Here is a 24,504-nt window from a genome sequence, read left to right on the forward strand (position 1 = left end):
TATGGGTGAAGCTAAGGCTGTACGCTCTAGCTATGGCTCATTTTTTTCCAATTCAACTGCTTCTGATTCATTTTAAAAGAAGTTGGCTTTTCCTTGCCTTTTGGCTGTTGCTCTTTGGGATGGCTGGTGGAGTTTTCTTCAATACGTTGGGAATTCCATATTTGTTTATCACCCCTGAATATTTGGAGGAGGTAAATCCGCTCTCTTATTTTATCATTGGTATCGTGCTCGGACTCTTTACGATGTCGTTTCACATTACATCGTATATTTTCTATTCTCACAAGTTTCCATTTTTAGCGACCTTATCCCGACCGCTCTATCGATTTAGCTTCAACAATAGCATTATACCGGTATCCTTCTATCTGTTTTATACCTATGAGATTGCCGTAGAACTTTATGCAGAGCATTTGAGTGTTGCATGGATTGCAGCCAATATTGCAGGTCTGTTTATAGGTGCAATTATTAGTGTGACATTCTCTTTTAGCTGGTTTTTTAGCACGATTCGCCCCAGAGTTTTTGAAAAGATTGGTGAAACTCTCGATAAGACTCTGAGTAAAATTATTGTGGAGGAAAAATCAACCGATAAACTCGATATGCAAGAACATTATCGAGTGGTAACCTACCTCAAGAATTTTTATTCGGTTCGATGGGCAAGAGATACAACTCACTATCCCAAAAGAGATCTTCTCGGCATTCTGCAACAACACCATAGTAATGCAGCTTTGTTTCTATTGATTCTGACCATCATCATGCTGAGTCTTAATTGGTTTGTAGATCAACCCTTTTTGATGATTCCTGCCGGTGCTAGTATTGTCTTGATGATGACCTTCTTCCTGATGATTGTCGGTGCATTGTACTCGCGATTCAAGGGATGGACTTTCTTATTTTTCCTACTGGCTGGACTGTCGATTAACTATGTGTCGGGGTTGCCTGAATTCCAACGTACGCATTCGGCATTTGGACTTGACTATGATGGAGAGCCTGCCGAATATTCCATTAGCCGACTTCAGAAGTTGAGCACAGATGAAATCATGGCGCGGGATAAGGCGGAAACACTCCGAGCATTGGAGGCCTGGAAGGAGAAAACAGGAAAGCGGAAACCCAAATTGATTATCATTAATTCTTCAGGAGGTGGTTTGCGTTCTTCGCTTTGGAGTATGGCCATGATGCAGAGGTTGGATTCTTCAACCCACAGTGAGTTCTGGAAGAGTACTTTTTTAGTAACAGGTTCCTCTGGGGGAATGGTAGGGACTGCTTATTATAGAGAGCTACAGAGGAGGCTGCACACGGTTCCAAGTGTTGACCCAAATAGTCCACTTGCGTACGAGAAAATGGGAAAGGATCTTCTGAATCCCATTGGTTTTACCATGGTCTCTACCGATGCATTCTTTTCTTTTAAGAAGTTTGAAGATGCAGGCAGTACGTACAGCTATGATCGGGGGTGGTCGTTTGAGAATCAACTGGATTTGAATACAGGTGATGTGCTTCCGGCTCGTTGGCAAGCATATCGCGCTGAGGAGCAAAGTGCCAGCATTCCTTGGATGATTCTTTCTCCTACGGTCATCAATGAAGGTAGACGTCTTTTGATCTCTAACCTTGGGGTGAGCTATTTAACTAGGAATGACAATCCATGGAGCAAAACGCCTTCCCTGGAAATAGATGGGGTTGATTTTTATAGATTCTTCAAGGAGCAAAGAGGAGATTCTATTCGTACGACGACAGCTCTTCGATTGAGCGCTACATTCCCGTACATCACACCACTAGCTAGCTTGCCATCTAATCCCAGAATGGAAGTGATTGATGCCGGTGCGCGAGATAACAACGGATTCGAATTGTCGCTTCGCTTTGTGTACACCTTTAAATCGTGGATTGAAGAGAATACTTCCGGTGTTGTGTTTGTCCAACTCCTAGCGAATGACCCACCAAGTGATACTATTGCTGGATCACCGTACAAGAGTCGATTTGATGCCTTGATTAAACCCATCGGAGGTGTGGTAAATTCTTTCACGCATCTTCAAGGATTTTCGGCTACAGAACACCTTCATTTTGCCCGTTCTTGGGTTGATTTTCCGTTGGATGTGGTTTCTTTTCAGCTCCTTTCGGATAGGAAGCAAGAAATTGCGCTATCGTGGCACTTGACAGAACGTGAAAAAGCATTTATCAGTGAAAGCGCAAAGAGCAATCGAATTACTGAGGGAGTAAATGAACTCCGTTCTGCCATGGAAGAGCAGTAGGAGTTCCGTCTATGCTGTACGCATGTTGATTATCTTCGCCACATGTTAGTTGTCCAGAATCTCACATATGCCTATACATCGTCAGAATCCTTTCAATTGGATGTGCCTGAATGGGAGTGTCCAGAAGGGAGGCGTGTTGCAATTGTAGGGAAATCAGGCAGTGGAAAAACGACCTTTCTCAAGTGCTTAGCTGGACTTCTTCAACCAGATTCGGGAACGATTCGTTGGAAGGATGAACGGGTGAAAGGTGCCGATGAACGCTTGGTTCCTGGCAATGATCGCATCAAGTTGGTCCACCAAGATTTTGGTCAAGATCCCCATATGAAGGTGGTTGAGAATCTTCGTAAATACATTCTTCAACACGATGATGAAGCCCGTGCCGATCGCATTCAGAAATGGTTGAATGAATTGGCCATCGAGGAACTCGGTTCTCGGAAGACGGTTCAACTCAGCGGAGGACAATTGCAACGTGTTGCTCTTGCACAAACGCTGTTGGCAGAACCTGAAGTGATGTTGATGGATGAACCATTCTCCAATTTAGATCCCATACACAAACAAGAGTTTATTCCATCTCTCCGTCGTTTGTTCGATAGAGAATCAACTACTTTGATCAGCGTCATGCACGATCCTATGGATGCCCTACAAATGGCAGAAAGAGTCGTGGTTTTTTCCGATGGTAGAATTCTAGAAGAAGGTACACCTGAAGAGTTGCTCAATGCTCCAAAATTCCTTGAAACCGTTCGCTTGTTTGGTGCGGTCAATGTGCTTCCTGAAGCTGAATACACAGCATTGTTCGGAGAGCAGGCTGTGCATCCTACCATTGATGGTTTCAGGTGGTTCCGTCCTAACGAGATGAAGTTGGACAACCTCGTTAAAGATTACCATCTAATCCGCCGAATACCTATGCCAGGTGAAACTTGGCTTGAACTGGAAGTGGACGAGACTATTCTAGTTGTATCAGAATAGGTAAAGAATCGACACCCCATAGCTTTGCCATTCAACCTCTCCTTGTCCAATTCCTTTGATTGGCATCTGATAGAAAGGCTGAATTTCTAGTTGCTTGCCGTACACGGGAACATTGAATCCCAAGCTAAACACCGCATGAGAAACCCAAGAGAAGGCATTGGTTTTATTGACGTAATTGTTGGTGTAATCCTCGTTGTAGCGAGATTCATAGTGAAAGTTGTATTCTTCTTGCTGAACATAATAGGATCGTATTCCAGCTCCAATATTCATCCATTTCACAGGATGATATCTCACTTCTAGAGGAATTTCTATCATATTGCAACTTCCATCGGTCCATGCCAATTCATCACCATATGGAAGTTCATAGTCTTTTAAATCGTACTCTTCTTCCCAAGCGGTGTAGCCTAGCTGACTGAAGTTGATTCCGGTATTGATACTCAAGGAGGAGAGAGGTGAATATCGAACCCCAAACCCTGCGCGCCATCCAAATCGAGTGAGTCGGTTAAGTTGAGTTCCACCCTTTTCAGCTCCAGCGAGTACGAAGAAATTCCATCTTCTTCTCGTAGAAGTTTGTGGAGAAATAATTTCGTTGGAAAGACTGTCGGATTCACTATTAAGTGCTGGACTTTCAGCAATGGGTTCAGATTCATAATTCACAACGTACTCATCCTCATTAGCCTCTAGTCGCTCATTTTCTAGCTTCGAGAAAGCGGAATCAGTAGTGGGGAGATACTCACCGGATAATTGTTCTGGATCCTCATTGTTTCCGCTTGCATCCACTACGTTTGGTTCATTCACAGAAATAGTAGATGCCTTTGGAGAGGTAGGCTCAGTATTCACCTCTTGCTGCGGATTCATTTCCAATTTCTTCGGTGCATCGATTGAAGACGGCACTCCTGAAGGTGTAGATTTAGGATTACTAGCTGTGATGGTCTTTGGTTCAGAGACGGCTGGACTTACGTCCATTGTGCTCCTTTCTACCTCCATTTCTGGAGTAGCGTGTTCTTCAAATGTAGGATTGGCAATCGCGTTATCATTTGATGAATTGGGCATAGAACTCTCCTCTATGTCCGAATTTGAATCTTCCCAACGTTGTTGCGTAGAAGGGCTGGAATTGATGCTCCATGGCCAGAATGGAAGGCTTATCAACAGAAAACCAATCAATAGATATCCAATAAAATTACCTCCTCTTTGAGGCATTTCATAGTCTAATCGGGCTTCAAGTGCTTCCCAATCCTTTTCTTCAAAAGGATAATCATACTTCTCCGCGCGATCGCGGAAGAGTTCTTCCATTGGATCGTGCTTACTCATTTCGTCTCAAGTTTCTCCAAAGCAGTGCGTAGGTGAGCTTTTGCTTTGAATAGGTTAGACTTCGACGTTCCCACAGAGATTTGCAGCATGTCTGCAATCTCTTCGTGCTTATATCCTTCTATCACAAATAAATTGAATACTGTTCTGTACGACGGACTCAAGTTTTGAATCAGTTTGAGAATTTCTTCATAAGCTAGGTTCCCCGTGATAGTTTCTTCGTGTCCAGGTTCATGAACCATGTCAATGTCACCATTGTCCATTATCCGCTTTCTTACGCGTAAATGATCAATGGCGGTGTTGACCAATATTCGTCTCAACCAAGGCTTGAATGGCTTGTCGAGATCATAACTTGAAAGGTTCTTGAAAACTTTGACGAAAGAAGTGTTCAATATCTCCACAGCATCTTCTCTATCAGATACATAGCGGAATGAAACGCTCATGCTATAACCGTAGAAGTGTTCGTACAACTCCTTCTGTGCTAAACGGTCGTTGGCACGGCATGCTTCGATTACACGTATGAAATCTGTTGGTGAATGCAATGGCACTATGTTCGATTTGATTCCCTATACGAGGGTTGGGTAAATAAGGTTGCAGGGATGTGAAGATAATTCACAATTTATATTCCTTATATAGAAACACGAAATATAGAATACTGATAAATAAGGAGTTGGGTAGGGGAGGTTTATTCTGAAAAAGTCCAAACACCCAGTCCAACAAAGATAGGGAAGTACTCCGAATCAATGTTCTCCACATAGCGAAGATGTCTCAAACTAAAGCTACTCCGGATGCTTGACGATACATTAATCTCTTTGGTAATGAAATACCGAAGCGTAATATCATCGTACAATTGTCCCAAGATTTCATAGTTATCCATCACTTTTCCTGGCGAATCAACTTGATAGGAAACATAACACAATCCCCATCCTAGATTGACATCCAAGGCGAGTTTTTCGAGAAGGAAAAATCGGTATCCAGGAAGAATGGATACAGAGTACTCAGCTATTTGCTCAGGAAAACCAATGTAGTCGAAGTTTAAGGAAGCATTCCAGCCATGATCTCTACCGTGGAATATCTCTCTCGCTTGAGCCTAGAACCCACTAGATCTGCGAATGAACTCTGAACTGATACCATTAGAATACTGAAGATTCACTTCATCCGTGAAAATGGGCTTTTGCCCAAATCCACTCAGCGAAATCAATGCAAAAAGAACAAAGAGTGACCACTTCACCTTGAGTACATTCAAAAGGAAATGACTCATTTTCTAAATTTATTTGTTGGTGACGCCGCCCATTTCTGTCAATACTTCATCTACAGGTTCCCATAGCTCTATCTTGTTGCCGTCGCGGTCGAGAATGTGAACAAACTTTCCATATTCATACGAGGCGATACTGTCCAATACGTTGACTCCTGAAGCGCGCATTTTGCGAACTAATCCTTCTATGTTTTGAACTCTATAGTTGATCATAAAGTCACTTTGGGAAGGATCTAAGTACGATGTACTATCGTTAAAAACACTCCATTGAAGATAGTTGGTTTCCGAAGGACGTAGGGCGTTTCGGAATTCAAAACTAGATCCCCAATCGTTCATCTTCATTCCCAAGTGTTGAGCATACCATTCTTTGGTAGCTACAGGATCGTTTGATTTGTAGAAAATACCACCAATACCTGTTATTCGTGGAGTTGTATCACGCACTGGTGTGGAGTCTAATTGAAATTCTACATCGCTAATGGAGGTCTCATTGGCGATTTTTTCTGCGCTGTTCGAATCACAACCGATGAGGAGTGTGCTGAAGGCGATAATGGAAAGAAGTGTTTTCATAGCTCGAGGTAAGAGTTGTTCTATAAGATATAACAAACATACTTTTACCCAGCTGAATTCACTCCTCTAAATACTGTTTTAGTCCTGTTAAAGCATTGAAAGGTATATCGGTAGAGGCGGAGTTCGCCAACCAACCGGGAACCGATCCGCCGGGTTCGGCATGGAGTTGATAGGTGATGCGAGTTTGATTATCGGCCAACTTTTCAAGTAGGTAATAGCCTTTCGATTCAGTCACACGAACATAGTCTTCCTTCTTCGGACCATATTCGGGAACGGCTTCTATGTCAATCCTTACCCGATTTGCAGATTCAGTGTAAGTGAATTTGACATAGGAATCCCTATCGTCAATAGGGAAGGGTGCGTCGCTGATGGAATATCGATATTGAACATTGTCTTTGGCCTCAACCACTTCACAATGAGAGGTGTTTTTGGACCATTCAGACAGGACACTTGCATCTTTTAGCGTCTCAAAAACTTTGCTCAACGGAAAATTTAGCGTGGTGATGGCCTTGAACTCGTCCATGCTTGATCCTTCAACCTCTCGAGTGTACACTTTGATATTTTCCTTATCAACTTCTAGGGACCAATCTTGAGCTTGTGAGTGGAATGAAGAGAAGGCCAGTAGCGCGATGGCATATGTGTGTATTCTTTTCATGAGAGATGTGTTTTGTTGAAAGTTCTGCTGATTATCAACGACAACATAGGCTACATAGTATCACCTTTATCCCATCCTGTCTAATTCCATCTTGCGATAGAGAACCATTCGCTGAATGAGTTTAATGGGCAATGGCTTGTTTAGCGGAAACTGTACAGATCCTTTTCCCTTTTTGTAGTCAGATAATTCTTCGGCGAACGCCTTTATAGTTGTGGGGAAAGGGTAGAAACCTACAAACTTTGCATATCCTGCCATCATTATCTGTTGGTCGCGTTTGCCTCCAGGTACCAAAGTGAAGGAAGGCACTTTGTAATTGAGTACTTCAATGGCATTTGGAATTACCTCGAGTATTGCTTTTCGCAACTCCATCAGTACTTTTTGAACTTCTACAGGTTGATGGGCAATGTAGTCATCAATAGTTTCGAAGTTGGGCATAGGACCTCGTTTAGCCATAATACATAGTATTTCGATTGTACTTTTTGTGAATTTAGGGCTTCTGTAGATTTTTGCCATCAATTGTACAAACGCCTCACACACGTCGAATCATAACTTAATTCTACGATTGTACGTTGAAAACCCCACTGCGCATCGCTTGGTCAGACATACAGTAGGACATGTCATAGAAGTTTCCATCACTATTGAATGCAATTTTCGCCATACAGCAATCACATGCAAGGTGAAGGCTACAGGAATCCGTCATGAGATGTGGACGGCCAACTTCATATACCTTGCCTTGCATGTTCCATTCCAACGTTACGTCGCTGTAGGTAACGACATTCTGAGTCGCCGTGTCGGTTGATGTAGGCGCATTCTTGGCCGATGGAGATGCGTCATTGCAGCTTACTAAAGTCAGGGCTATGAGTAGAATCAAACTTTGGAGCGGAGAGAGGAGGCTTTTGAAGAGCATGGTTGCAGCTTAAATACGTAAGATTTTTTCCATTTTTCGTCCTTTGGCTAACTCATCTACAAGCTTGTCCAAGTAGCGCACTTGCTGAGTCAAAGGAGTTTCAATATTTTCAATTCGATATCCGCAAATAACACCTTTAATCAAGTGAGCATTGGGGTGTAATGTGGCACGCTGAAAGAAGGTTTCAAAGTTCACTTTCTCTTCCATTAGCGCATCTAAATCCGATTTTGAGAAGCCGGTCAACCACTCAATAACCTCATGCAATTCTTCCACGGTTCGCCCTTTGCGTTCTACTTTCGTTACATAATGGGGGTATACGGAAGCAAAGGTCATCTCTGCAATTTTGCGGTCGTGTTCTGGTGTGGTTGTCATGGTGAAATTAGCTTGAAGTGCGAAGATAGGTCAATGTCTATTTCAAGACATTTCCAAGTGTTGCATTCTTCTCAAACTCTGCTTTCGCAAATGGACAAAGTGGAATAATATAGAGGCCGTTATCTTTGGCGTAATTGACAGCGGCATAGACCATTTTCTTGCCGTATCCCTTTCGTTCAAAACCAGGCTCAACGCCAGTGTGATCAATGATAAATTTCTTTTCACCTGCCCAGGTGTAGGTCATTTCCCCAGCCAATATGCCGTTCTCGTAAATGGCGAAGCGCCCTTTTTTGCCATCGTCCTCTCTGGCAATTTTCGTAGGTTGATTTCCTTTGATACTCAGCGCTCCTGATGGACAGGCAAAAACTTGATCGATGATTGCTTGGGTACTGGCCTTCTCAGCTTTGATCCACGGTCTTTCGGAAGGATTGTAAACACTAGGCAATTTCTGAACACAAATTCCCGCATGTAGACATTTAGAGGCTTCCCATACGATGGTGACTTCTCCGTTGGAATATTCTTTTACTGACATAGTTCTTGGGCGAGATTATAAATTAATGTGCACGGTACATCAAGCAGAGTGTCCTGAGATGCTTGCCGCATTTGAAATGTAGTAAAAATCAAATCCTATAGGAGAGGGGCAGTAGGGCTATGAGTAAGAATATTCCATTTCCAATCATACCAATCATCAACTGATAATTCATTGTTTCCTTTTTGTACAAGGCCAAGATGGAAGTGACAATACCTGCCACCAGTAGTAGATTGGCTAAGATGTTTATCAGAAATATTTTCTCTGAAAATTCAACAATAGCTTCTTCTGAAAACGCAGAAAAGTTAGCGACCAGATAGTAAAGACTAATTTGGATGATGACTTGGTAAATGAAGATGCGTAAGGACCACTTTCTGTATTCGGAAGTACTCTTCTTATCCACTTCAAGGGTGTTGCTCATTGCACACGTTGTATTAGTTCTGCTGGGCCTTTTTGAACGGCGCCTCCATGATAGCACGCAAATGGGTCTTGGACATCTGCATGGCAACTCCCATTTCGAAAATGAGTCGCAATTCAGAATCGTCAATTTCACCATCAGATGCAGCCACGGACAAGGCGCTTGAAATAACGATCTCTTTGCCGTGTTCATTCAGCATGGGGCCGATTTTAGAAAGGTAGTTGCTCACGCTCAAATTCTCTTCTTGAACCTTCTTGATATGGGCTTCTAGCTGAGCGGGCGTCGCTTCATACTTGCCAATACCATTCAGAATGGTGAGTATCTGTGTTTTTTCATTATCATTAATTACCCCATCTGCCAACATGATCATGATTAGTGAATTGCGAACAGCAATTTCATATTGAGCTTGAACTTGTTCTTCTGACGGATTCAATTGGGCGGTGAGTACGCGTGGGACAAACGTTCCTTTACATTGATTACATTCCACATACTCTCCAACCCGGCTCAAAGGAATGAGTGGTATAAAGTAAAGTGTGAAAAATTGGGTGACTTTTCTGTGGCGGTAAGCCTTTTGTTCGGCGCATTGCGGACAATTAAACTCACCTGTGTTGATGGTTGATTTTACACCACGGGTTCCGAAAATGATCATTGCATCTGTTGTTGAGAACAACGGCCAAGGCCATAGATGCGAGAACATGAGTTATGCGAATGCATCACTTGCCGAGAGAGTTGTTGAGTTTCCTCCTAAAGATAGCGAGATTAGTGAATTCTACAAATCGAAATGAATCAGCACTATAGGCTCTGAAAACTCGCTATCATTTCAGAGATGCCACGCTCTGTTGAGGTCGTTTGAAACGCTGGAAATCGCTTGTGGAATTTCTCCCAAGACATCACATAAGGCTGATCGAATTGATAGCGCATTTCAGCAACTTCTCGAATAGGAGTTGAGAAGAAGGAGAGAAGGGATAGGGCGAATTTTGGGACTTGAGAGAGGGAGTAGTGGGTTCCTAATTGACGGTTGAAAACGTCGAGTACCTGACGATAGGTAATGGGTTCTCCAACCGGTAAATGCCAGACTTCCCCATGACAATCTTCGTGAATGGCTATGTCTACGAGGGCTCTGGCATTGTCGTTTACATTGGCCCAAGTGTGCGGTATGGAGGTGTTTGATAATGCGATAGGGCGCTTCCCAGCGAGCATGTTTTGAAGAAAGGAAACATAGAGCATGCTGTTGGTTGTCCCCGGACCGTAAAAGTCAGCTGACCTTCCAATTACTCCTTGAACTTTTCCACTTTCGATGGCGGAGGTGAGCAATGTAGCCGTTCTCTTGCGAATCGCTCCCTTTTTTGAGCTCGGGTTTTGTGGGGTTTCTTCGCTAAAGTTTAAGGGCAAAGGAGGAGCATACATATAAATGTTATCCAAGAAGATCACCACGGCACGAATGGTAGCACACGCTTCAATGACGTTGCTCATGATGATTTCCCATTCTGCACTCCACACTTTGATGTCGTAGGGCAAACCAATGCACAGATAAACGTGAGAGCTGCCTCGAACGGCTTCTAAAGTGGAAGAAGCAGAGAGTAGGTCCGCATGGGTAGTTTCTACATTGGGAATGCTACTCGATTTAGTCACGGCTCTAGTTGGCAGATTTCGTGCGTGTAATTCGTTTAAAACCGCTCTACCAGAAGCGCCTCGCGCGCCCAATACGGTGTGAAGTTGACTTTCCATAATCATGTTTTTTTACACGTGTAAAATTCGGAAGGTCAAGCCTATATGTACTGAACAAATGTTAAGAAATTTGCTTTCGGAGACGGCTGAGATGCTGCGGTGTGATGCCCAGAAAAGAGGCCGTGTACTGCAGGGGGACGTTTAAAATGATATCCGGATTTTCACGAATCATGGTCTCGTAACGTTTCTGTGCCGATTGGTTCCTCATCATCGATAATCTTCGTTCCATCATGATGTAGATATTCTCCACGAGAACTCGACGCCAGATATGTAATTGAGGGATGTCTTCACAAAGTTGATCCATTGCATCTCTTTCAATAATCAACAGTTTTGTATTCTCTAAGGCCACGAAGTTATCCTTGCTCGGAGCTCTGGTTAGCATGCTCGTAAGTGAAGAAGTAAACTCGTGCTTTCCGGCGAAGTGGCAGGTGGTTTCATCTCCCGACTCATCGCTGTAATACACGCGAATTTGGCCGTGTTCAACAAAGGCAATGCGGTTACACACTTCCCCAGATTGAATGAAGTAATCTCCCTTCTTGAGTAGATGTGGATGGAAAGCAGCTTCAATCTTGGACTGCTCTTCTGGCGCAAGATCAACTACGGCTGTAATACTTTCTATCAACTGGCTCATAATAATGCGTTTCTACCGTCAAAGTTCGGTATTATTTGACGGATCAATTCATTTTGTGGTTGAACGGATGTTAATGAGATAAAACCCTAGGAGTAGCTCCCATGAAGGAGTATGAAATAGATCCTATAGGGTCCTCTTTTACCTGTCTAGCTAAAGAAGAGCTGTCCCGCAATTCAAATTGCTGTTCGTTTATGTAACCTTCAAAACCTTTGGTAACGAATATGTTCTCTCCTATTTGCAGTCGCAATCGCATGGAGGTTTTGCAATCACCGTGGTATTTTCTCACCAAAGCCAAAATGAATTGTCCAGGTTGGAGGACTTGATAAAAGCGTCCATTTCCACAAAAATCGAATGGACGATGTTCAATGGGAAACCAATGCCCATATCTGCCATTGGTTGAATCCACAGCTTCCTGAATTCCCAAGATATAGGTGTCTTTGGCTTGGAATAACTTGTTCGTATTGGTCGTGTTGATAATGAATATGGGGTAATACGAATACATCATTCGTGAAGCAGAAGGGTAGTGGGCATACCAAATAGTTTGATCATAATCGGGAACAATGGTGAGACCTACTATATCCATACTATCCGCCATCCTATCGGAGGTAGGGTAGCGATCAGCAAAGTTTTCATCGCCCAGTTTGTCTGAATAAATGTCGATTTCTCTTTTCCAGTTGTGTCTTCCCATGTAGATGATATCACTGGATCGCATCTCATTCAAGGCGGAGGTGTCTGGTACCTGTTTATCCAGTGGTTGAGAGTTGACAATTTTCGGAGCTACAAAAGCGCGATCTGTGATGGAAGATGTGGTTGTTGTGCATGCGATGCCGCCGACTCCAAGGAATGCGAAGAGAATGTACGTTTTCATAGTCGGTGGTTGAAGCAGTAATAACGCAAAATGTTACCATATCTGATTGGTGATGAATCACAATGGGCTCCTATTCTGCTCTTCTATGAAGTAAGAGGGCTTCGTGATTTATATGTAACAAAACTTGTTACATTAATAAAATATCGTACATTTGTCCCGTTATGAACAACACAAGGTTTGCCACTGCATTACATATTCTAACTCTTTTGGCCCATGGGGAAGAGGAGTGGATGAGTTCCGATTGGATTGCGGGCAGCATCAATGTGAACCCTGTGGTTGTGCGTAAGGAGTTAGCCGTTCTTATTCAAGCCGGACTTGTAATCAGCAAGAAAGGGAAGGAAGGTGGATCCGCATTGGCGAAGAGCAGTTCAGACATCACACTGGATCAAATTTATTTGGCCGTGAAAAATTCTGATGTGCTTGGAAAGAGAAACACGCATACCAATCCAAAATGTCCCATTGGTAAAGACATTAATTCCAAATTGGATGGACTGTTTGCAACTGTGGATCACTCTGTTTTGAATGAGTTGAAAGGCAAGACATTAAGTAGTTTCGTGGAAGAGTTCCACTGACTATTTTTTTAACCAAAAATGTAACAAGTTTTATTACAGTTAAAGTTCAGATTATGAAAATTGGAATTACTGGAGCCACCGGACAATTGGGATCTCTCGTAGTAGAGCATCTAAAGAACAGAGTCGATGCAAGCAACTTGGTAGCCTTGGTTCGTTCGCCTGAGAAGGTAGAGGGAATTGAAGCTCGTGCCTTTGATTACGAAAAGCCTGAAGCGCTAGTAGATGCTTTGAAGGGTATTGATACACTACTGTTGATTTCCGGGAACGAAATCGGTAAACGCACAACTCAGCATACCAACGTGATTAACGCTGCTGTAGAAGCTGGGGTAGGAAGAGTGGTTTACACCAGTATTTTGAAGGCCGATACCACCTCTATCAGTTTGGCAGGTGAGCATGTGGAGACGGAGAAACTTCTGGAAAAATCAGGAATCAATTATACCATTTTGAGAAATGGATGGTATACGGAGAACTATACTGCAAACTTGGCTGGATCTGTACAGGCGGGTGCATTGGTAGGTAGCGCAGGTGAGGGTAAAATCTCTTCTGCAACCCGTAACGACTTTGCGGAAGCTGCGGCTGTGGTGCTTACCCAGAACGAGTCAGGCCAGAAGGTATACGAGCTTTCTGGTGATGAAGCTTACACTCTTTCTGATTTGGCAGCAGAGGTTTCTAAGCAAACGGGAAAGAACATCCCATATCAGAATCTACCAGAAGAGAAGTACAGCGAAATTCTCAAAGGCTTAGGTATTCCAGATCTATATGCTGAAGGAATTGCCAGTTGGGATGTAAGTGCGTCAAAAGGCGATTTGTACGATGACGGCACTACACTTTCAACCTTGATTGGTCGCCCAACCACTCCGCTTTCTGAAGCCGTTAAGGTAGCCCTGAGTTAAGATTTCAAGACGATAGCAATAAGCCGCTGTGGGTAATCTGCAGCGGCTTTTTAATTAGAGTATACTGTATTGCCTTCTTTGATGGACTCAACTATTTGGATGTTGTGGATTTCCAAAAGATCAATTTTGAGTGGATTTTTATCTAGGATGACAAAATCTGCAAGTTTGCCTACGGTTAAGGTTCCTTTAGAGTTTTCTTCGAAATATTGAAAGGCAGCCCAGTCGGTTAAAGTTTTAAGTCCTTGATAAGGCGTAACTCGCTGATCAGGTCCCAACACAAAACCAGAACGTGTAACTCTGTTGACCGTAGCATCTAACACACGCATAGAATTGGGAAAAGTCACAGGAGCGTCATGATGAGAAGTTATAGTTAGTCCAGCATTAATGGCGTCCTTACATGGAGAGATATATTCTGCGCGTTCTTCACCTAATACCGATTCACGATGCCAATCACCCCAATAATAAGTATGCATAGGGAAGAGGGAAGGAAGGATATTCAATTCAACGAGAGATGGAATTTGATTCTTTCTCAAGGTTTGTCCGTGAATCATGACCGTTCTATGATCCTTATAGCCATAGTTAGACTGTGCTGATTCAATGGCTTGAATGTATTGATCAATTGCGGCGTCCCCATTGGTGTGAGCAAGGAGTTGCCAATGGTTTTTAAAAGCAGTCTCTACATAACCTATAGCCGTGTTATCATCCATGATAGGGTAGCCAGTGTAGCAACCATCTCTTCCTTCTGGATTCACGTGATAGCATTTTGTAATCCATGCAGTCTTTCCTTGTGGTGAGCCATCCAGGGTTAGTTTAACTCCGCCAATTCTGAATTTACCTTGATATATTTTAGAAGGGGTATACTTTCCTTGGGTGAGGTGCTCAGTTCCTAAAGTGATGTCTGGATAAGCCACTACATCAATAAAGTACATACTGCTATCTGCTGCCATTCGAAGAGATGCCAGTTGCTCGATAGTGGTTCTACCATCTTGAGCAGTCAAGTATCCATTTTTGGCATATTCTTCTTGCCCTTTAAGGATACACTTCATCGCCATATCCTCATCAATCTTTCCTAAAAGAGGGAACAAAACCTGGAACAGGGCACCTTCCTCTAGAACACCCGTAGGATTGCCATTCTCATCTCTTCGGATTACTCCACCTTCTGGATTTGAGGTTTCGGAATCAATGCCCAACAGTTCTAAAGCAACTGTATTGATTGCCCCCAAATGCCCTGATTGATGAATGATGATAACAGGATATTCCGTACTTATACCGTCGAGTGTTTTCGCATTTGGGTGATTCTTTTCTTCTAATTGAGAATCATCATACCCATTGCCCATAATCCATCCAAGTTTTTGAAGCACATACTGTCCATCTTCTGATTGAATATAGGTGCGCATGGTTTCAACGATGGATTTGTAGTTGTCGCCAGGACCATCAGGCGGTGGAAGTAAATTAGCGCAAAGCGCTGTAAATCCTACATTGTAGAAATGACCGTGCCCATCGAGAAAGGCAGGGAGCATTGTCTTCCCGTTGAGGTCAACTCGATTCGCATTCCCGAATTTTTCATTGGCCTCTTCAAGCGTCCCTACAAAGACGATCATTCCATTTTCTTCAACAACGGCTTCTGCATAGATGGCAGAATCGGATTCCATTGTAATAATATCACCGTTGAAGTACAAAGTTGAAAAATTACCTTTTTCTGTCGTGTTGTTATTGCATGAAACAGCTGAGAGTGAAACGAGTATTATCAAAAAAAAGGTGAAATTTTTCATGATGATGGAGTTGATTTAGAAATTAAAAGTTACGATTCTTTTACAAAAAGAATTGTCTATTGAACGATTTCTAAAGGCTTCCAAAGAAAGTATCGAGAAGGATACTTTTTGATAAGTATCCAGTAATCTCCAGGTTCTAAAGAAGAAAGGTCATGGATTGATTTTTCCTTCGCTAGACTGGATTCAAGAAGCACCTGTGTTTGGGTCTCATCGTAAATGGAGAGTTCAGATTCCTCAGCCGTTCGGTAATAACAGAGTGATGTACCATTTATTTGAAGTGGCTCCTCAGAATTGAAATCCTCCGAGGTAATGTGGTAGCCGAATGATTCGAATGTGAACTCAATGGGAACTTCCCAATATAAAACGGTGGCCGCCTGACGTTGTGATTCTTCTAAAACTCCCAATTTGAAGACGATTACGGTCGTATCCTTTGGCGCAATTGTTTGACCAGATACGACGCGAAAATTAGAAGGTATCTCAGTTCGAAGTGAAATGGGACTATCGCTATAGGAGACAAAGGAGGACTGAAATAGGACGGAATCTCCAATCGGTTCAGTGAGGTAAAAGACTTGCTTATCGAGTCGTTCGAGTTTTCGGTCTTCTCCGTAAACCCAGGTAGCTCTCCATCGGTAATATTCTCGTTTGTAGTAGTGCAGGTTGGAAATACCGCTTGTTAGTTCGGTATCTCTATAATTAAGACTCTCTAGATATAGGATTGAATCTGGTGAATTAGCGATTCCTAGATCAAAAGCAATTCTCACATTGCTCAAATCATAGGCAGTAGGAGGGTTGTACACTTCAATAACCCGTTGGTCATGCTCGTTGACGGTGTGCCACTCACCAATTTTTAAGCCATTGGAATCTAACTGATTGTAAGGATGTTGAGCTTTCAGTGCCGGGCTCAACAAAAGAAGGAGTATGCCATATATTTTCATAAGGAGAGAGTTGACTCCATTTAAGTGTGCTGATAACAAGATAGTTAATATTCAACACCTCTCTTCTCTCAACGCTCAACTCCGAACTTATAACTCTAATCCATCCTCTCTCTTAAGCACTCCAGAGCATCACCTTTGTACGTCCGACTAATGGGTAGCTGGATTCCATTCACAATGACTTCAGTAGTTGAAAAGGAATCCACTGCATTTAGATTCACCAAAAAGGATCGATGGATTCTGATGAATTGAGTGGGTAAGGATTCTAGCAAAGTTGATATCCTCTGACGCGTAATTAACTCCCTTTCGAGGGTTACTACTTTTACATAATCATTCAAGCTTTCAATGTATAGAATCTGATCAAAGGGAACAGGATGGTTCTTTCGGTCCGCTCGAATCACGATATGCGGTTGATGATTTCTCTCGGCCTCAGAGGCGAGGGAAGCCACTTGGACTTCAACCCTTTTATATTGAATGACCAGTCGAATAAAGCTGGTTGCGAAGACGATGAGGTAGAGGGTGGCACCTAGGATGAAAATGGAAATTCCCTTCAAATTGATCTCACTGGTATTGAAGTCGGCCAACAGAACAAAGGACCCCAATGAAACAAGCATCTCCAAATACAGTGAGATTATCAACATATAAATGAAGTAAAGGGCAAAACGACCGTATTGTCCCTTGAAGAGATACTTGGGTACCAAATATCCATTAAAGAAGTACGTGGTTCCTATTACAATAGGGAGTAAAAAACTCGAGAAGTAAAATGCCAAGGTGTAGCTCTTCCAACTCGACCCGAAGAAGAGGGTGAGGAAGAGGGTTATGACTGCCCAATAGACCAGATGAAGTACAGTTCGATTTTTCATGCGTCGGTGGAGCGAATATCGCAAAAACCCTTATAAAACCAGCGTTTGTCGGTAGAATGCAGGTTTTGATATGGATTCGACATTGTCTAATTTCACTGCTCTGTCCACTTTTGGAATAAGCAGTATCAACCATTTTAAACCACGAAATTATGATGGAGCTATTCTATATGGGTGGACCCCTTTTTATGGGAATTCTAACTTTTATTTTCATCGCCATAATTGCCATAGCGGTCATAAACGGCATCCCATTCTTGAAAGGAAAATACTCAGATTTAGATGAAGGAAGAAGAAAGCTAGCTTATATCAAGGATGCAGGACTTCTTGCATTGGTGATCGGGGTTTTGGGTCAGCTGATTGGCTTGTTCTCCGCTTTCAAGGCCATCGAAATGTCGATGATGGATATTTCTCCAGCCATGCTTGCCGGTGGCGTTAAAGTATCGATGATTACAACGATTTACGGGCTGGTGATTTATGCTTTGTCGCTGTTGATTTGGGTAGGGCTTCGCAGGTAGCTTGGGGCAGGGGCTTCGCAGGTGGCTTGAGGCAAGGGCTTCGCAGGTGGCTTGAGGCAAGGGCTTCGCAGGAGGCTTGGGGCAAGGGCTTCGCAGGTGGCTTGAGGCAAGGGCTTCGTAGGTGGCTTGGGGCAAGGGCTTCGCAGGTGGCTTGGGGCAGGGGCTTCGCAGGTAGCTTGGGGCAGGGGCTTCGCAGGAGGCTTGAGGCAAGGGCTTCGCAGGAGGCTTGGGGCAGGAGCTTCGCAGGAGGCTTGAGGCAAGGGCTTCGCAGGTGGCTTGAGGCAGGGGCTTCGCAGGAGGCTTGAGGCAAGGGCTTCGCAGGTGGCTTGAGGCAAGGGCTTCGCAGGTAGCTTGAGGCAGGGGCTTCGCAGGTGGCTTGAGGCAGGGGCTTCGCAGGTGGCTTGGGCAGGGGCTTCGCAGGTAGCTTGAGGCAGGGGCTTCGCAGGTGGCTTGAGGCAAGGGCTTCGCAGGTGGCTTGGGGCAAGGGCTTCGCAGGTGGCTTGGGCAGGAGCTTTAAAGTTCCAAAATAAAAAGGGGCAATACATCCATAGAAGTGAGTACTGCGGATTACTCTTAGTTAATCGATAATCACATTTCGATCTGATGAGAAGTAACCGAGGAGCTAGAACTGCCCATTGATCAATGGCAGGGATCGTTTGCCATTCACGTTCCACAATCCAAATTGGAATCCTCTCAATTCTATAGCCATGTTGTAAAGTCCAATCTGAACTCCATCTAATGCTAATTCTATGTTCATCCTTACCTGGGGCATTACACCAAAGTCTGAGGTTGCCATTTCGTGCAGATCATCATTGCACTTCCTTAGGAACATTTAAGGGAAACGCTGCGAGTTCTCCAGTAATTAGGGCTGCTAGGATTACAAGGGTACTTCTGTACGGTTCATTGGAGATTTCGCAATTGTATCTCCATGGTAGCATTCATTCTACAGGTTAAATCCAAACCTTACTTCCCTCGGTACAGTTCTGACAGATGTCGATGTTTTGACGAGACTGAATGATGCTATTTCTAAAATTCTGGTAAGTTTTATCGTACCAGATATCTTGAAAAGTGTGATCCTTCAAAGTACCCATTTTGTACTTGGCATCTTTGTCAAAACAGCATGGAACGATGTCGCCATCCCAAGTAACAACAGCAGAATGCCACAATCTCCAACAGTGATTGTGCAGCTTGCTTTTGATGCTATAGGTTCCGTCGGGGTTTTGCTTGTAACGACTGTATTTTTGGTCGGATGGAAGCAGTGGACTCCCGTTTTTATAGTCGTAGATTTGAGCGGTTTTGAGCGCCACTTTATCTACACCCATCTTTTTCGCCAATGCGTGCAGGTCGTCAATTTGATGCTCGTTGTGCTTCACTACCAAAAATTGGAAAATGATCTCTGGAGCATTTGACTTGAGGCGTTTCTTCGCTTCAATCACATTGGCTGTTCCTTCTAGAACTTTATCAAGCGTGCCGTGATAGCGATACATCTCATAGGTTTCTTGCGTGGTTCCATCCACACTTACGATCAATCGATCCAGTCCTGATTCTACAATTTCATCGGCCACCTTTGGACTGATGAAATGGGCATTGGTAGAGGTTGAGGTGAAAATACCTTTGTCGGAGGCATATTTCACCATCTTCAAAAACTGCTTATTGATAAAAGGTTCTCCTTGGAAATAGAAGGTAAGGTAGATGAGTTTCTTCGATACCTGATCAATGATTTTTTGGAAGAGATCCATTCGCAAGTTCCCCGTAGGTCTACTGAATTGCTTCAAGCCACTGGGACACTCAGGGCAGCCTAAGTTGCAAGCGGTGGTTGGTTCAATGCTGAGGCTGAATGGCTCTCCCCACTGAATAGGCTTCTTGGTGATTCGGGAGGCATAGTACCCAGAAATCAGTTGAATACCGTTCCAAATTTTGGCTGGACTCAATTTTCGAATCAAGCCAGTTAGATTGTGAAGTTTGGCTGCTTTCATTGAGGACAAAGATGAAAAATTATCAAAGGGGGAACGAAGATGTGGAAAGTAATTTTGGCAGGACTTGGACGTGAGACTCTCAATTCCAGTATCCGAGGCTCTGCCAAGGGAAAACTATGTTCATCAAATCCATTGAGCGCATTGTCATCCAAATTATTCACCATAGAAACGGAGAATCTAATTAGAGCGAATGTATCGCTTGAATCTCCGGATTGTTTTCGGGTGGAGATTTCCCAGCATTCTGAGCTTCATGAAAAGGCAGTCATATTGATCGGGAGAGTACGACTATCATCCAACGGCTAGAATGGGAGAGGGGGGATTCAGAAGATCCTATCGATGTTGATCAATAAGAATGGCGTTCCCATCTGGATCTTTCATGGTGATATGAGCGGGGCCTGAGGTGTTGGAATCGGCTTCAGCGGTCAAAGGAATACCATGCTTCTTTAGGTGCTCTTGAATAGCGCGCACATCGTCAAATTCTTCAAGGTTCTGAGCATCGCTATCCCATCCAGGGTTGAAGGTGAGAATGTTTCCTTCAAACATCCCTTGGAAAAGACCAATCACGGCATTTTCATTTTTCAGTACGATCCAATTTTGATCAATATTGCCTCCTTTATACGTGAAACCTAGTTTCTCATAAAAGGCTTTAGACTCGTGAATGTCTTTTACAGATAGACTGATAGAAAATGCTCCGAGTTTCATGTGTTGGTTTTTGATTATGATTTATAAAATTACGGAATTGATGGCAGTCTTCAGAGCTTAGACTTCAACACCCCCCATCCGTCACCCGTCATCCAACCCCTCAAACCTCTAAAACTCCTCAAACCTCTAAAACCTCTAAAACCCTTCAAACTCCTAAAACAACCAACCCCCAACAAAAAAAGCCCCACCAATTTGGTGGGGCTTCACTGTAAGTCTTGCGGAGTGTTTATTTTACTTTCTCAACGATTGCTTTGAAAGCTTCTGGGTTGTTCATCGCTAGATCGGCTAGAACCTTACGGTTAAGCTCGATACCAGCAGCTTTTACTTTACCCATGAAAACGCTGTAAGACATACCGTTCAAACGTGCACCAGCGTTAATACGCGCGATCCACAATGCACGGAATGTGCGTTTTTTGTTACGACGGTCTCTATAAGAGTAAACAAGACCCTTTTCAACCGCGTTTTTGGCTACTGTCCAAACGTTCTTACGACGTCCGAAGTAACCTTTTGATAGTTCCATAAGGCGCTTTCTGCGAGCGCGAGATGCAACGTGATTTACACTTCTTGGCATAATTTGATCATTTTTTGTGAGGCGCGTTCTCCGTTTCCAGAGAAACTTTTAGGAGCGACAACACAGGGTTTAATGAGATGAACCAGGCAATTCGTACCTGAAATCAGATCAGATAACGAGCTGCTGCTTAATTGATTTTACGTCGGCTTTGTCTACCAAAGTAGCATCCGTCAAACGACGCTTACGGTCAGTTGCTTTCTTGGTCAAAATGTGACTTTTGAAAGCGTGCTTGCGCTTAATCTTGCCAGTACCAGTGAGCTTGAAACGCTTCTTAGCACTAGACTTAGTTTTCATTTTCGGCATAATCCTACAGTTTATCGCGAGACTTACAGTTTGCTTATTTCTTTTTCTTGGATCCGATGAACATAATCATACGCTTTCCTTCAAGCTTAGGAAGTTGTTCAACCTTTCCCACGTCTTCTAGATCCTGAGCTAGACGCAACAAGAGAATCTCTCCCTTGTCCTTGTACACGATGGAACGTCCCTTAAAGAATACAAAAGCCTTAAGCTTTGCACCTTCTTCCAAAAACTTGCGTGCGTGCTTGAGCTTAAACTCGTAATCGTGGTCGTCAGTATTCGGACCAAATCGAATTTCTTTTACGGTGACCTTCTGAGCTTTCTGCTGAATTTCCTTCTGCTTCTTCTTCTGGTCGTACAAGAATTTCTTGTAGTCGATGATACGTACAACTGGTGGATCTGCCTTTTCAGTGATCATCACCAAGTCTAAGTCTTGCTCTTTTGCAAGTGACAACGCGTCGCGCGTAGCCATGATTTGGGGTTCTGCTCCTTCTTGTATCACACGTACTTTAGGCACTCGGATCTTCTCATTTGTCAAGTGAAGATCTTCCTGTCTTTGTACGCGCTGTGGGGCTCTTCTTGGTCTCCTCAGAGTTCTAAGATTTTAATTTAACTTCTTTTTATTCAGTAAGTTAGTCTTCAAATGAAGCTAGCTTTTCTTCAACTTCGGTTGAAACCACTTTGGCGAATTCTTCCACACTCATGGTTCCAATATCTCCTTCTCCATGTCGACGAACAGCGAGCATTCCGCTTTCGGCTTCCTTTTCTCCTACAATCAACATGTATGGAATCTTCTTGACTTCAGCGTCTCGGATCTTTCTTCCGATCTTCTCACTTCTGTCGTCAATCAGGGCGCGAATATCGTAATTTTCAAGCAATTTCGAAACTTTAACGCTGTAGTCCTGATACTTATCTGAAATTGGAAGGATGGCAACTTGCTCTGGCATCAACCAAAGTGGGAAGTTTCCTCCGCAATGCTCAAGTAACACAGCCACAAATCTTTCCATAGATCCGAATGGTGCTCTGTGAATCATCACCGGTCTGTGGAGTTCGTTGTCGCTCCCTTTGTATTCCAATTCAAAACGCTCGGGTAGGTTGTAATCTACCTGAATTGTACCCAACTGCCAACTTCTGCCTAATGCATCTTTCACCATGAAGTCGAGCTTTGGACCGTAGAAAGCTGCTTCACCATATTCTACAACCGTATTGAGTTTCTTCTCTTCGGCAGCTTCAATAATGGCGCGTTCTGCTTTCTCCCAGTTTTCGTCCGATCCGATGTACTTCTCGCGGTTCTCTGTATCTCTTAACGATACTTGAGCAGTAAAGTTTTCAAAATCAAGAGTTTTGAGGATATAAAGTACAAGATCAATTACTTTCTTGAATTCATCCTTCAACTGATCCGGTGTACAGAAGATGTGTGCATCATCTTGAGTAAAACCTCTCACACGAGTGAGACCGTGAAGTTCGCCGCTTTGCTCGTAGCGGTACACGGTTCCAAATTCCGCTAAACGAAGAGGGAGGTCGCGGTACGAGTGTGGGGATGACTTGTAAATTTCACAGTGATGTGGACAGTTCATCGGTTTCAACAAGTACTCTTCGCCTTCTTCTGGGGTGTGAATTGGTTGGAAGCTGTCCTTGCCGTACTTCGCATAATGGCCAGAGGTTACATACAACTCCTTGTTTCCAATGTGCGGAGTGATCACTTGTTGGTATCCAGCCTTCTTCTGAGCGCGTTTGAGGAATTGCTCCAAACGCTCGCGAAGGGCTGCACCTTTTGGTAACCACAATGGCAAACCTTGACCCACTCGCTGAGAGAAAGTAAAGAGTTCAAGTTCCTTACCTAACTTGCGGTGATCGCGCTTTTTAGCCTCTTCCAGCAACTCCAAGTACTCGGTTAACATGCTTGCCTTCGGAAAGGAAATGGCATAGACACGAGTAAGCTGTGGGTTGTTTTCGTTACCTCTCCAGTAGGCACCGGCCAAGTTCATCACTTTCACTGATTTGATGTAACCGGTGTTTGGGATGTGACCGCCTCTACATAGATCGGTAAAGTTGGCGTGATCGCAGAAAGTGATGGTTCCATCCTCCAAGTTCTGGATCAATTCCGTCTTGTATTCGTTGTCCTTGTATTCTTCCAAAGCTTCAGCCTTGGTAACTGAACGCATTTTGAATTCCGACTTCTGTCTGGCGAATTCAAGCATTTGCTTCTCAATCTTCGGAAAATCAGCTTCTCCAATAGAAACGCCATTGAAATCTACGTCGTAGTAGAATCCATTTTCAATGGGAGGTCCGATGGTGAGTTTGATGTTCGGATAAAAATGAAGTAGGGTTTGTGCAAGTACGTGGGCAGACGAGTGCCAGAATGCACGTTTTCCTTCTTCTTGATCCCACGTAAATAGCGTGAGTTCTCCATCGCCATCTAAAGGTTCCATCAATTCGATGGTTTCTCCATTGTAGGTTCCGCTAAGTACATTTCTAGCCAAACCGTGGCTGATGTCTTTCGCCACATCCATGGCGCTGCTTCCAACGGGCATTTCTTTTACAGACCCGTCGGGTAAAGTTACTTTGATCATGCTCTTCTTCGTTACGAGTGAAGGTAAAGCACAAAGGTAGTGGGAAGATTAGAGGTGGGAAAGGTTTTTTTGGTGAGGGTGTGAGGAATTGTGGGGATAAGGGTTGAGGGTGTTGGGTTTAAGGTGTTTTAGAGGTTTAAGGGGTTGGATGTCGGGTGACGGTTGATGGATGTAGGTTGATGGATGTTGGATGACGGGTGATGGGTGACGGATGGCGGGTGATGGGTGACGGATGGCGGATGACGGGTGATGGATGTTGGATGACAGATGAAATCTACATTTCCTTTCTACCGCGCGAATCCTTTCGCGTGGGTGTTCGAGGTGTTGGTTTTAGGTGATGGGTGTTGAATGCGTTTAATGAGTTTAAGGGGTTTAAGATGTTTAAGATGTTTAAGATGTTGGA

Annotated in this window: 30 protein-coding genes; 5 read left to right on the forward strand and 25 right to left on the reverse strand. The window is 43.6% G+C overall.

Annotation, left to right across the window (positions count from 1 at the left end):
• The first annotated feature begins 32 nt into the window (after nucleotides 1–32).
• Entirely contained in the window at nucleotides 33–2,234 is a 2,202-nt protein-coding gene (locus F8C82_RS03000) for a hypothetical protein (RefSeq protein ID WP_151691949.1), read from the forward strand.
• Nucleotides 2,235–2,276: 42 nt separating this feature from the next.
• Nucleotides 2,277–3,200: an ABC transporter ATP-binding protein gene (locus tag F8C82_RS03005; protein ID WP_151691950.1), complete on the forward strand. Its 924-nt coding sequence runs from the start codon at nucleotides 2,277–2,279 to the stop codon at nucleotides 3,198–3,200.
• Here the strand turns inward: F8C82_RS03005 and F8C82_RS03010 are convergent.
• The 15 genes from F8C82_RS03010 to F8C82_RS03075 form a co-directional block, all read right to left on the reverse strand.
• Nucleotides 3,192–4,511 carry a porin family protein gene (locus F8C82_RS03010; RefSeq protein ID WP_151691951.1) on the reverse strand — a complete coding sequence of 440 codons (1,320 nt, stop codon included), beginning with the start codon at nucleotides 4,509–4,511 and terminating at the stop codon, nucleotides 3,192–3,194. The genes F8C82_RS03005 and F8C82_RS03010 overlap by 9 nt on opposite strands.
• Nucleotides 4,508–5,050 carry an RNA polymerase sigma factor gene (locus tag F8C82_RS03015; protein ID WP_223279431.1) on the reverse strand — a complete coding sequence of 181 codons (543 nt, stop codon included), beginning with the start codon at nucleotides 5,048–5,050 and terminating at the stop codon, nucleotides 4,508–4,510. The genes F8C82_RS03010 and F8C82_RS03015 overlap by 4 nt, the downstream gene beginning before the upstream one ends.
• A 143-nt stretch (nucleotides 5,051–5,193) precedes the next feature.
• Nucleotides 5,194–5,451 (reverse strand): hypothetical protein, encoded by a 258-nt coding sequence (locus F8C82_RS03020; RefSeq protein WP_151691953.1) that lies wholly within the window; start codon nucleotides 5,449–5,451, stop codon nucleotides 5,194–5,196.
• 147 nt (nucleotides 5,452–5,598) lie between these two features.
• Complete coding sequence (locus F8C82_RS14705; RefSeq protein ID WP_170266133.1) at nucleotides 5,599–5,769, reverse strand: hypothetical protein; 171 nt, start codon at nucleotides 5,767–5,769, stop codon at nucleotides 5,599–5,601.
• A gap of 9 nt (nucleotides 5,770–5,778) precedes the next feature.
• A complete protein-coding gene (locus F8C82_RS03025) occupies nucleotides 5,779–6,330 on the reverse strand; it encodes a VOC family protein (protein ID WP_308419979.1) in 552 nt (183 codons plus the stop codon).
• 58 nt (nucleotides 6,331–6,388) lie between these two features.
• Nucleotides 6,389–6,985: an START domain-containing protein gene (locus F8C82_RS03030; RefSeq protein WP_151691954.1), complete on the reverse strand. Its 597-nt coding sequence runs from the start codon at nucleotides 6,983–6,985 to the stop codon at nucleotides 6,389–6,391.
• Nucleotides 6,986–7,051: 66 nt separating this feature from the next.
• Nucleotides 7,052–7,438 (reverse strand): iron chaperone, encoded by a 387-nt coding sequence (locus tag F8C82_RS03035; RefSeq protein ID WP_151691955.1) that lies wholly within the window; start codon nucleotides 7,436–7,438, stop codon nucleotides 7,052–7,054.
• Nucleotides 7,439–7,541: 103 nt separating this feature from the next.
• Entirely contained in the window at nucleotides 7,542–7,892 is a 351-nt protein-coding gene (locus F8C82_RS03040) for a hypothetical protein (RefSeq protein ID WP_151691956.1), read from the reverse strand.
• 9 nt (nucleotides 7,893–7,901) lie between these two features.
• The gene (locus tag F8C82_RS03045; protein ID WP_151691957.1) at nucleotides 7,902–8,264 is read right to left on the reverse strand and encodes a DUF2200 domain-containing protein; all 363 of its coding nucleotides are present in this window, start codon (nucleotides 8,262–8,264) and stop codon (nucleotides 7,902–7,904) included.
• A gap of 37 nt (nucleotides 8,265–8,301) precedes the next feature.
• Nucleotides 8,302–8,796, reverse strand: coding sequence for a GNAT family N-acetyltransferase (locus F8C82_RS14970; RefSeq protein ID WP_151691958.1), 495 nt, complete (start codon nucleotides 8,794–8,796; stop codon nucleotides 8,302–8,304).
• 88 nt (nucleotides 8,797–8,884) lie between these two features.
• A complete protein-coding gene (locus F8C82_RS03055) occupies nucleotides 8,885–9,214 on the reverse strand; it encodes a hypothetical protein (protein WP_151691959.1) in 330 nt (109 codons plus the stop codon).
• A gap of 13 nt (nucleotides 9,215–9,227) precedes the next feature.
• Nucleotides 9,228–9,860 (reverse strand): TerB family tellurite resistance protein, encoded by a 633-nt coding sequence (locus F8C82_RS03060; RefSeq protein WP_170266134.1) that lies wholly within the window; start codon nucleotides 9,858–9,860, stop codon nucleotides 9,228–9,230.
• 143 nt (nucleotides 9,861–10,003) lie between these two features.
• The gene (locus F8C82_RS03065; protein ID WP_170266135.1) at nucleotides 10,004–10,939 is read right to left on the reverse strand and encodes an NAD-dependent epimerase/dehydratase family protein; all 936 of its coding nucleotides are present in this window, start codon (nucleotides 10,937–10,939) and stop codon (nucleotides 10,004–10,006) included.
• Nucleotides 10,940–11,000: 61 nt separating this feature from the next.
• Entirely contained in the window at nucleotides 11,001–11,570 is a 570-nt protein-coding gene (locus F8C82_RS03070) for a Crp/Fnr family transcriptional regulator (RefSeq protein WP_151691962.1), read from the reverse strand.
• A gap of 70 nt (nucleotides 11,571–11,640) precedes the next feature.
• On the reverse strand, nucleotides 11,641–12,438 hold the full coding sequence (locus tag F8C82_RS03075) for a hypothetical protein (RefSeq protein WP_151691963.1): 798 nt from the start codon (nucleotides 12,436–12,438) through the stop codon (nucleotides 11,641–11,643).
• Nucleotides 12,439–12,599: 161 nt separating this feature from the next.
• On the opposite strand from F8C82_RS03075, the gene F8C82_RS03080 reads away from it, so the two are divergent.
• Nucleotides 12,600–13,010: an Rrf2 family transcriptional regulator gene (locus F8C82_RS03080; RefSeq protein ID WP_151691964.1), complete on the forward strand. Its 411-nt coding sequence runs from the start codon at nucleotides 12,600–12,602 to the stop codon at nucleotides 13,008–13,010.
• 53 nt (nucleotides 13,011–13,063) lie between these two features.
• Nucleotides 13,064–13,903, forward strand: coding sequence for an SDR family oxidoreductase (locus tag F8C82_RS03085; protein WP_151691965.1), 840 nt, complete (start codon nucleotides 13,064–13,066; stop codon nucleotides 13,901–13,903).
• 50 nt (nucleotides 13,904–13,953) lie between these two features.
• On the opposite strand, the gene F8C82_RS03090 is transcribed toward F8C82_RS03085, so the two are convergent.
• The 3 genes from F8C82_RS03090 to F8C82_RS03100 all read right to left on the reverse strand — a co-directional run bounded on the left by F8C82_RS03090 (nucleotide 13,954) and on the right by F8C82_RS03100 (nucleotide 17,470).
• Complete coding sequence (locus F8C82_RS03090; RefSeq protein ID WP_151691966.1) at nucleotides 13,954–15,675, reverse strand: amidohydrolase; 1,722 nt, start codon at nucleotides 15,673–15,675, stop codon at nucleotides 13,954–13,956.
• A 56-nt stretch (nucleotides 15,676–15,731) separates the two neighbouring features.
• Nucleotides 15,732–16,610, reverse strand: a complete 879-nt coding sequence (locus F8C82_RS03095) for a hypothetical protein (RefSeq protein WP_151691967.1) — start codon at nucleotides 16,608–16,610, stop codon at nucleotides 15,732–15,734.
• A gap of 95 nt (nucleotides 16,611–16,705) precedes the next feature.
• On the reverse strand, nucleotides 16,706–17,470 hold the full coding sequence (locus tag F8C82_RS03100; protein WP_151691968.1) for a LytR/AlgR family response regulator transcription factor: 765 nt from the start codon (nucleotides 17,468–17,470) through the stop codon (nucleotides 16,706–16,708).
• A 149-nt stretch (nucleotides 17,471–17,619) separates the two neighbouring features.
• Here F8C82_RS03100 and F8C82_RS03105 point away from each other — a divergent pair, with 149 nt between their 5' ends.
• Entirely contained in the window at nucleotides 17,620–17,982 is a 363-nt protein-coding gene (locus tag F8C82_RS03105) for a MotA/TolQ/ExbB proton channel family protein (protein WP_151691969.1), read from the forward strand.
• Nucleotides 17,983–18,604: 622 nt separating this feature from the next.
• Here the strand turns inward: F8C82_RS03105 and F8C82_RS14945 are convergent.
• From F8C82_RS14945 to thrS, 7 genes are all read right to left on the reverse strand, one after another.
• Nucleotides 18,605–18,739, reverse strand: a complete 135-nt coding sequence (locus F8C82_RS14945) for an LA_2272 family surface repeat-containing protein (RefSeq protein ID WP_262714039.1) — start codon at nucleotides 18,737–18,739, stop codon at nucleotides 18,605–18,607.
• A gap of 193 nt (nucleotides 18,740–18,932) precedes the next feature.
• Nucleotides 18,933–19,958 (reverse strand): radical SAM/SPASM domain-containing protein, encoded by a 1,026-nt coding sequence (locus tag F8C82_RS03110; protein ID WP_151691970.1) that lies wholly within the window; start codon nucleotides 19,956–19,958, stop codon nucleotides 18,933–18,935.
• 330 nt (nucleotides 19,959–20,288) lie between these two features.
• Entirely contained in the window at nucleotides 20,289–20,660 is a 372-nt protein-coding gene (locus F8C82_RS03115) for a VOC family protein (protein WP_151691971.1), read from the reverse strand.
• A 226-nt stretch (nucleotides 20,661–20,886) separates the two neighbouring features.
• Entirely contained in the window at nucleotides 20,887–21,231 is a 345-nt protein-coding gene (rplT, locus tag F8C82_RS03120) for a 50S ribosomal protein L20 (protein ID WP_151691972.1), read from the reverse strand.
• A 108-nt stretch (nucleotides 21,232–21,339) separates the two neighbouring features.
• Nucleotides 21,340–21,534, reverse strand: a complete 195-nt coding sequence (gene rpmI / locus F8C82_RS03125; protein ID WP_151691973.1) for a 50S ribosomal protein L35 — start codon at nucleotides 21,532–21,534, stop codon at nucleotides 21,340–21,342.
• A 34-nt stretch (nucleotides 21,535–21,568) separates the two neighbouring features.
• Nucleotides 21,569–22,066, reverse strand: coding sequence for a translation initiation factor IF-3 (gene infC, locus F8C82_RS03130; RefSeq protein ID WP_151691974.1), 498 nt, complete (start codon nucleotides 22,064–22,066; stop codon nucleotides 21,569–21,571).
• Nucleotides 22,067–22,160: 94 nt separating this feature from the next.
• Nucleotides 22,161–24,101 (reverse strand): threonine--tRNA ligase, encoded by a 1,941-nt coding sequence (gene thrS, locus F8C82_RS03135; protein WP_151691975.1) that lies wholly within the window; start codon nucleotides 24,099–24,101, stop codon nucleotides 22,161–22,163.
• Between the last annotated feature and the right edge of the window lie 403 nt (nucleotides 24,102–24,504).

The sequence above is a fragment of the Phaeocystidibacter marisrubri genome, from assembly GCF_008933165.1.
GTDB classification, from domain to species: Bacteria; Bacteroidota; Bacteroidia; order Flavobacteriales; family Schleiferiaceae; genus Phaeocystidibacter; species Phaeocystidibacter marisrubri.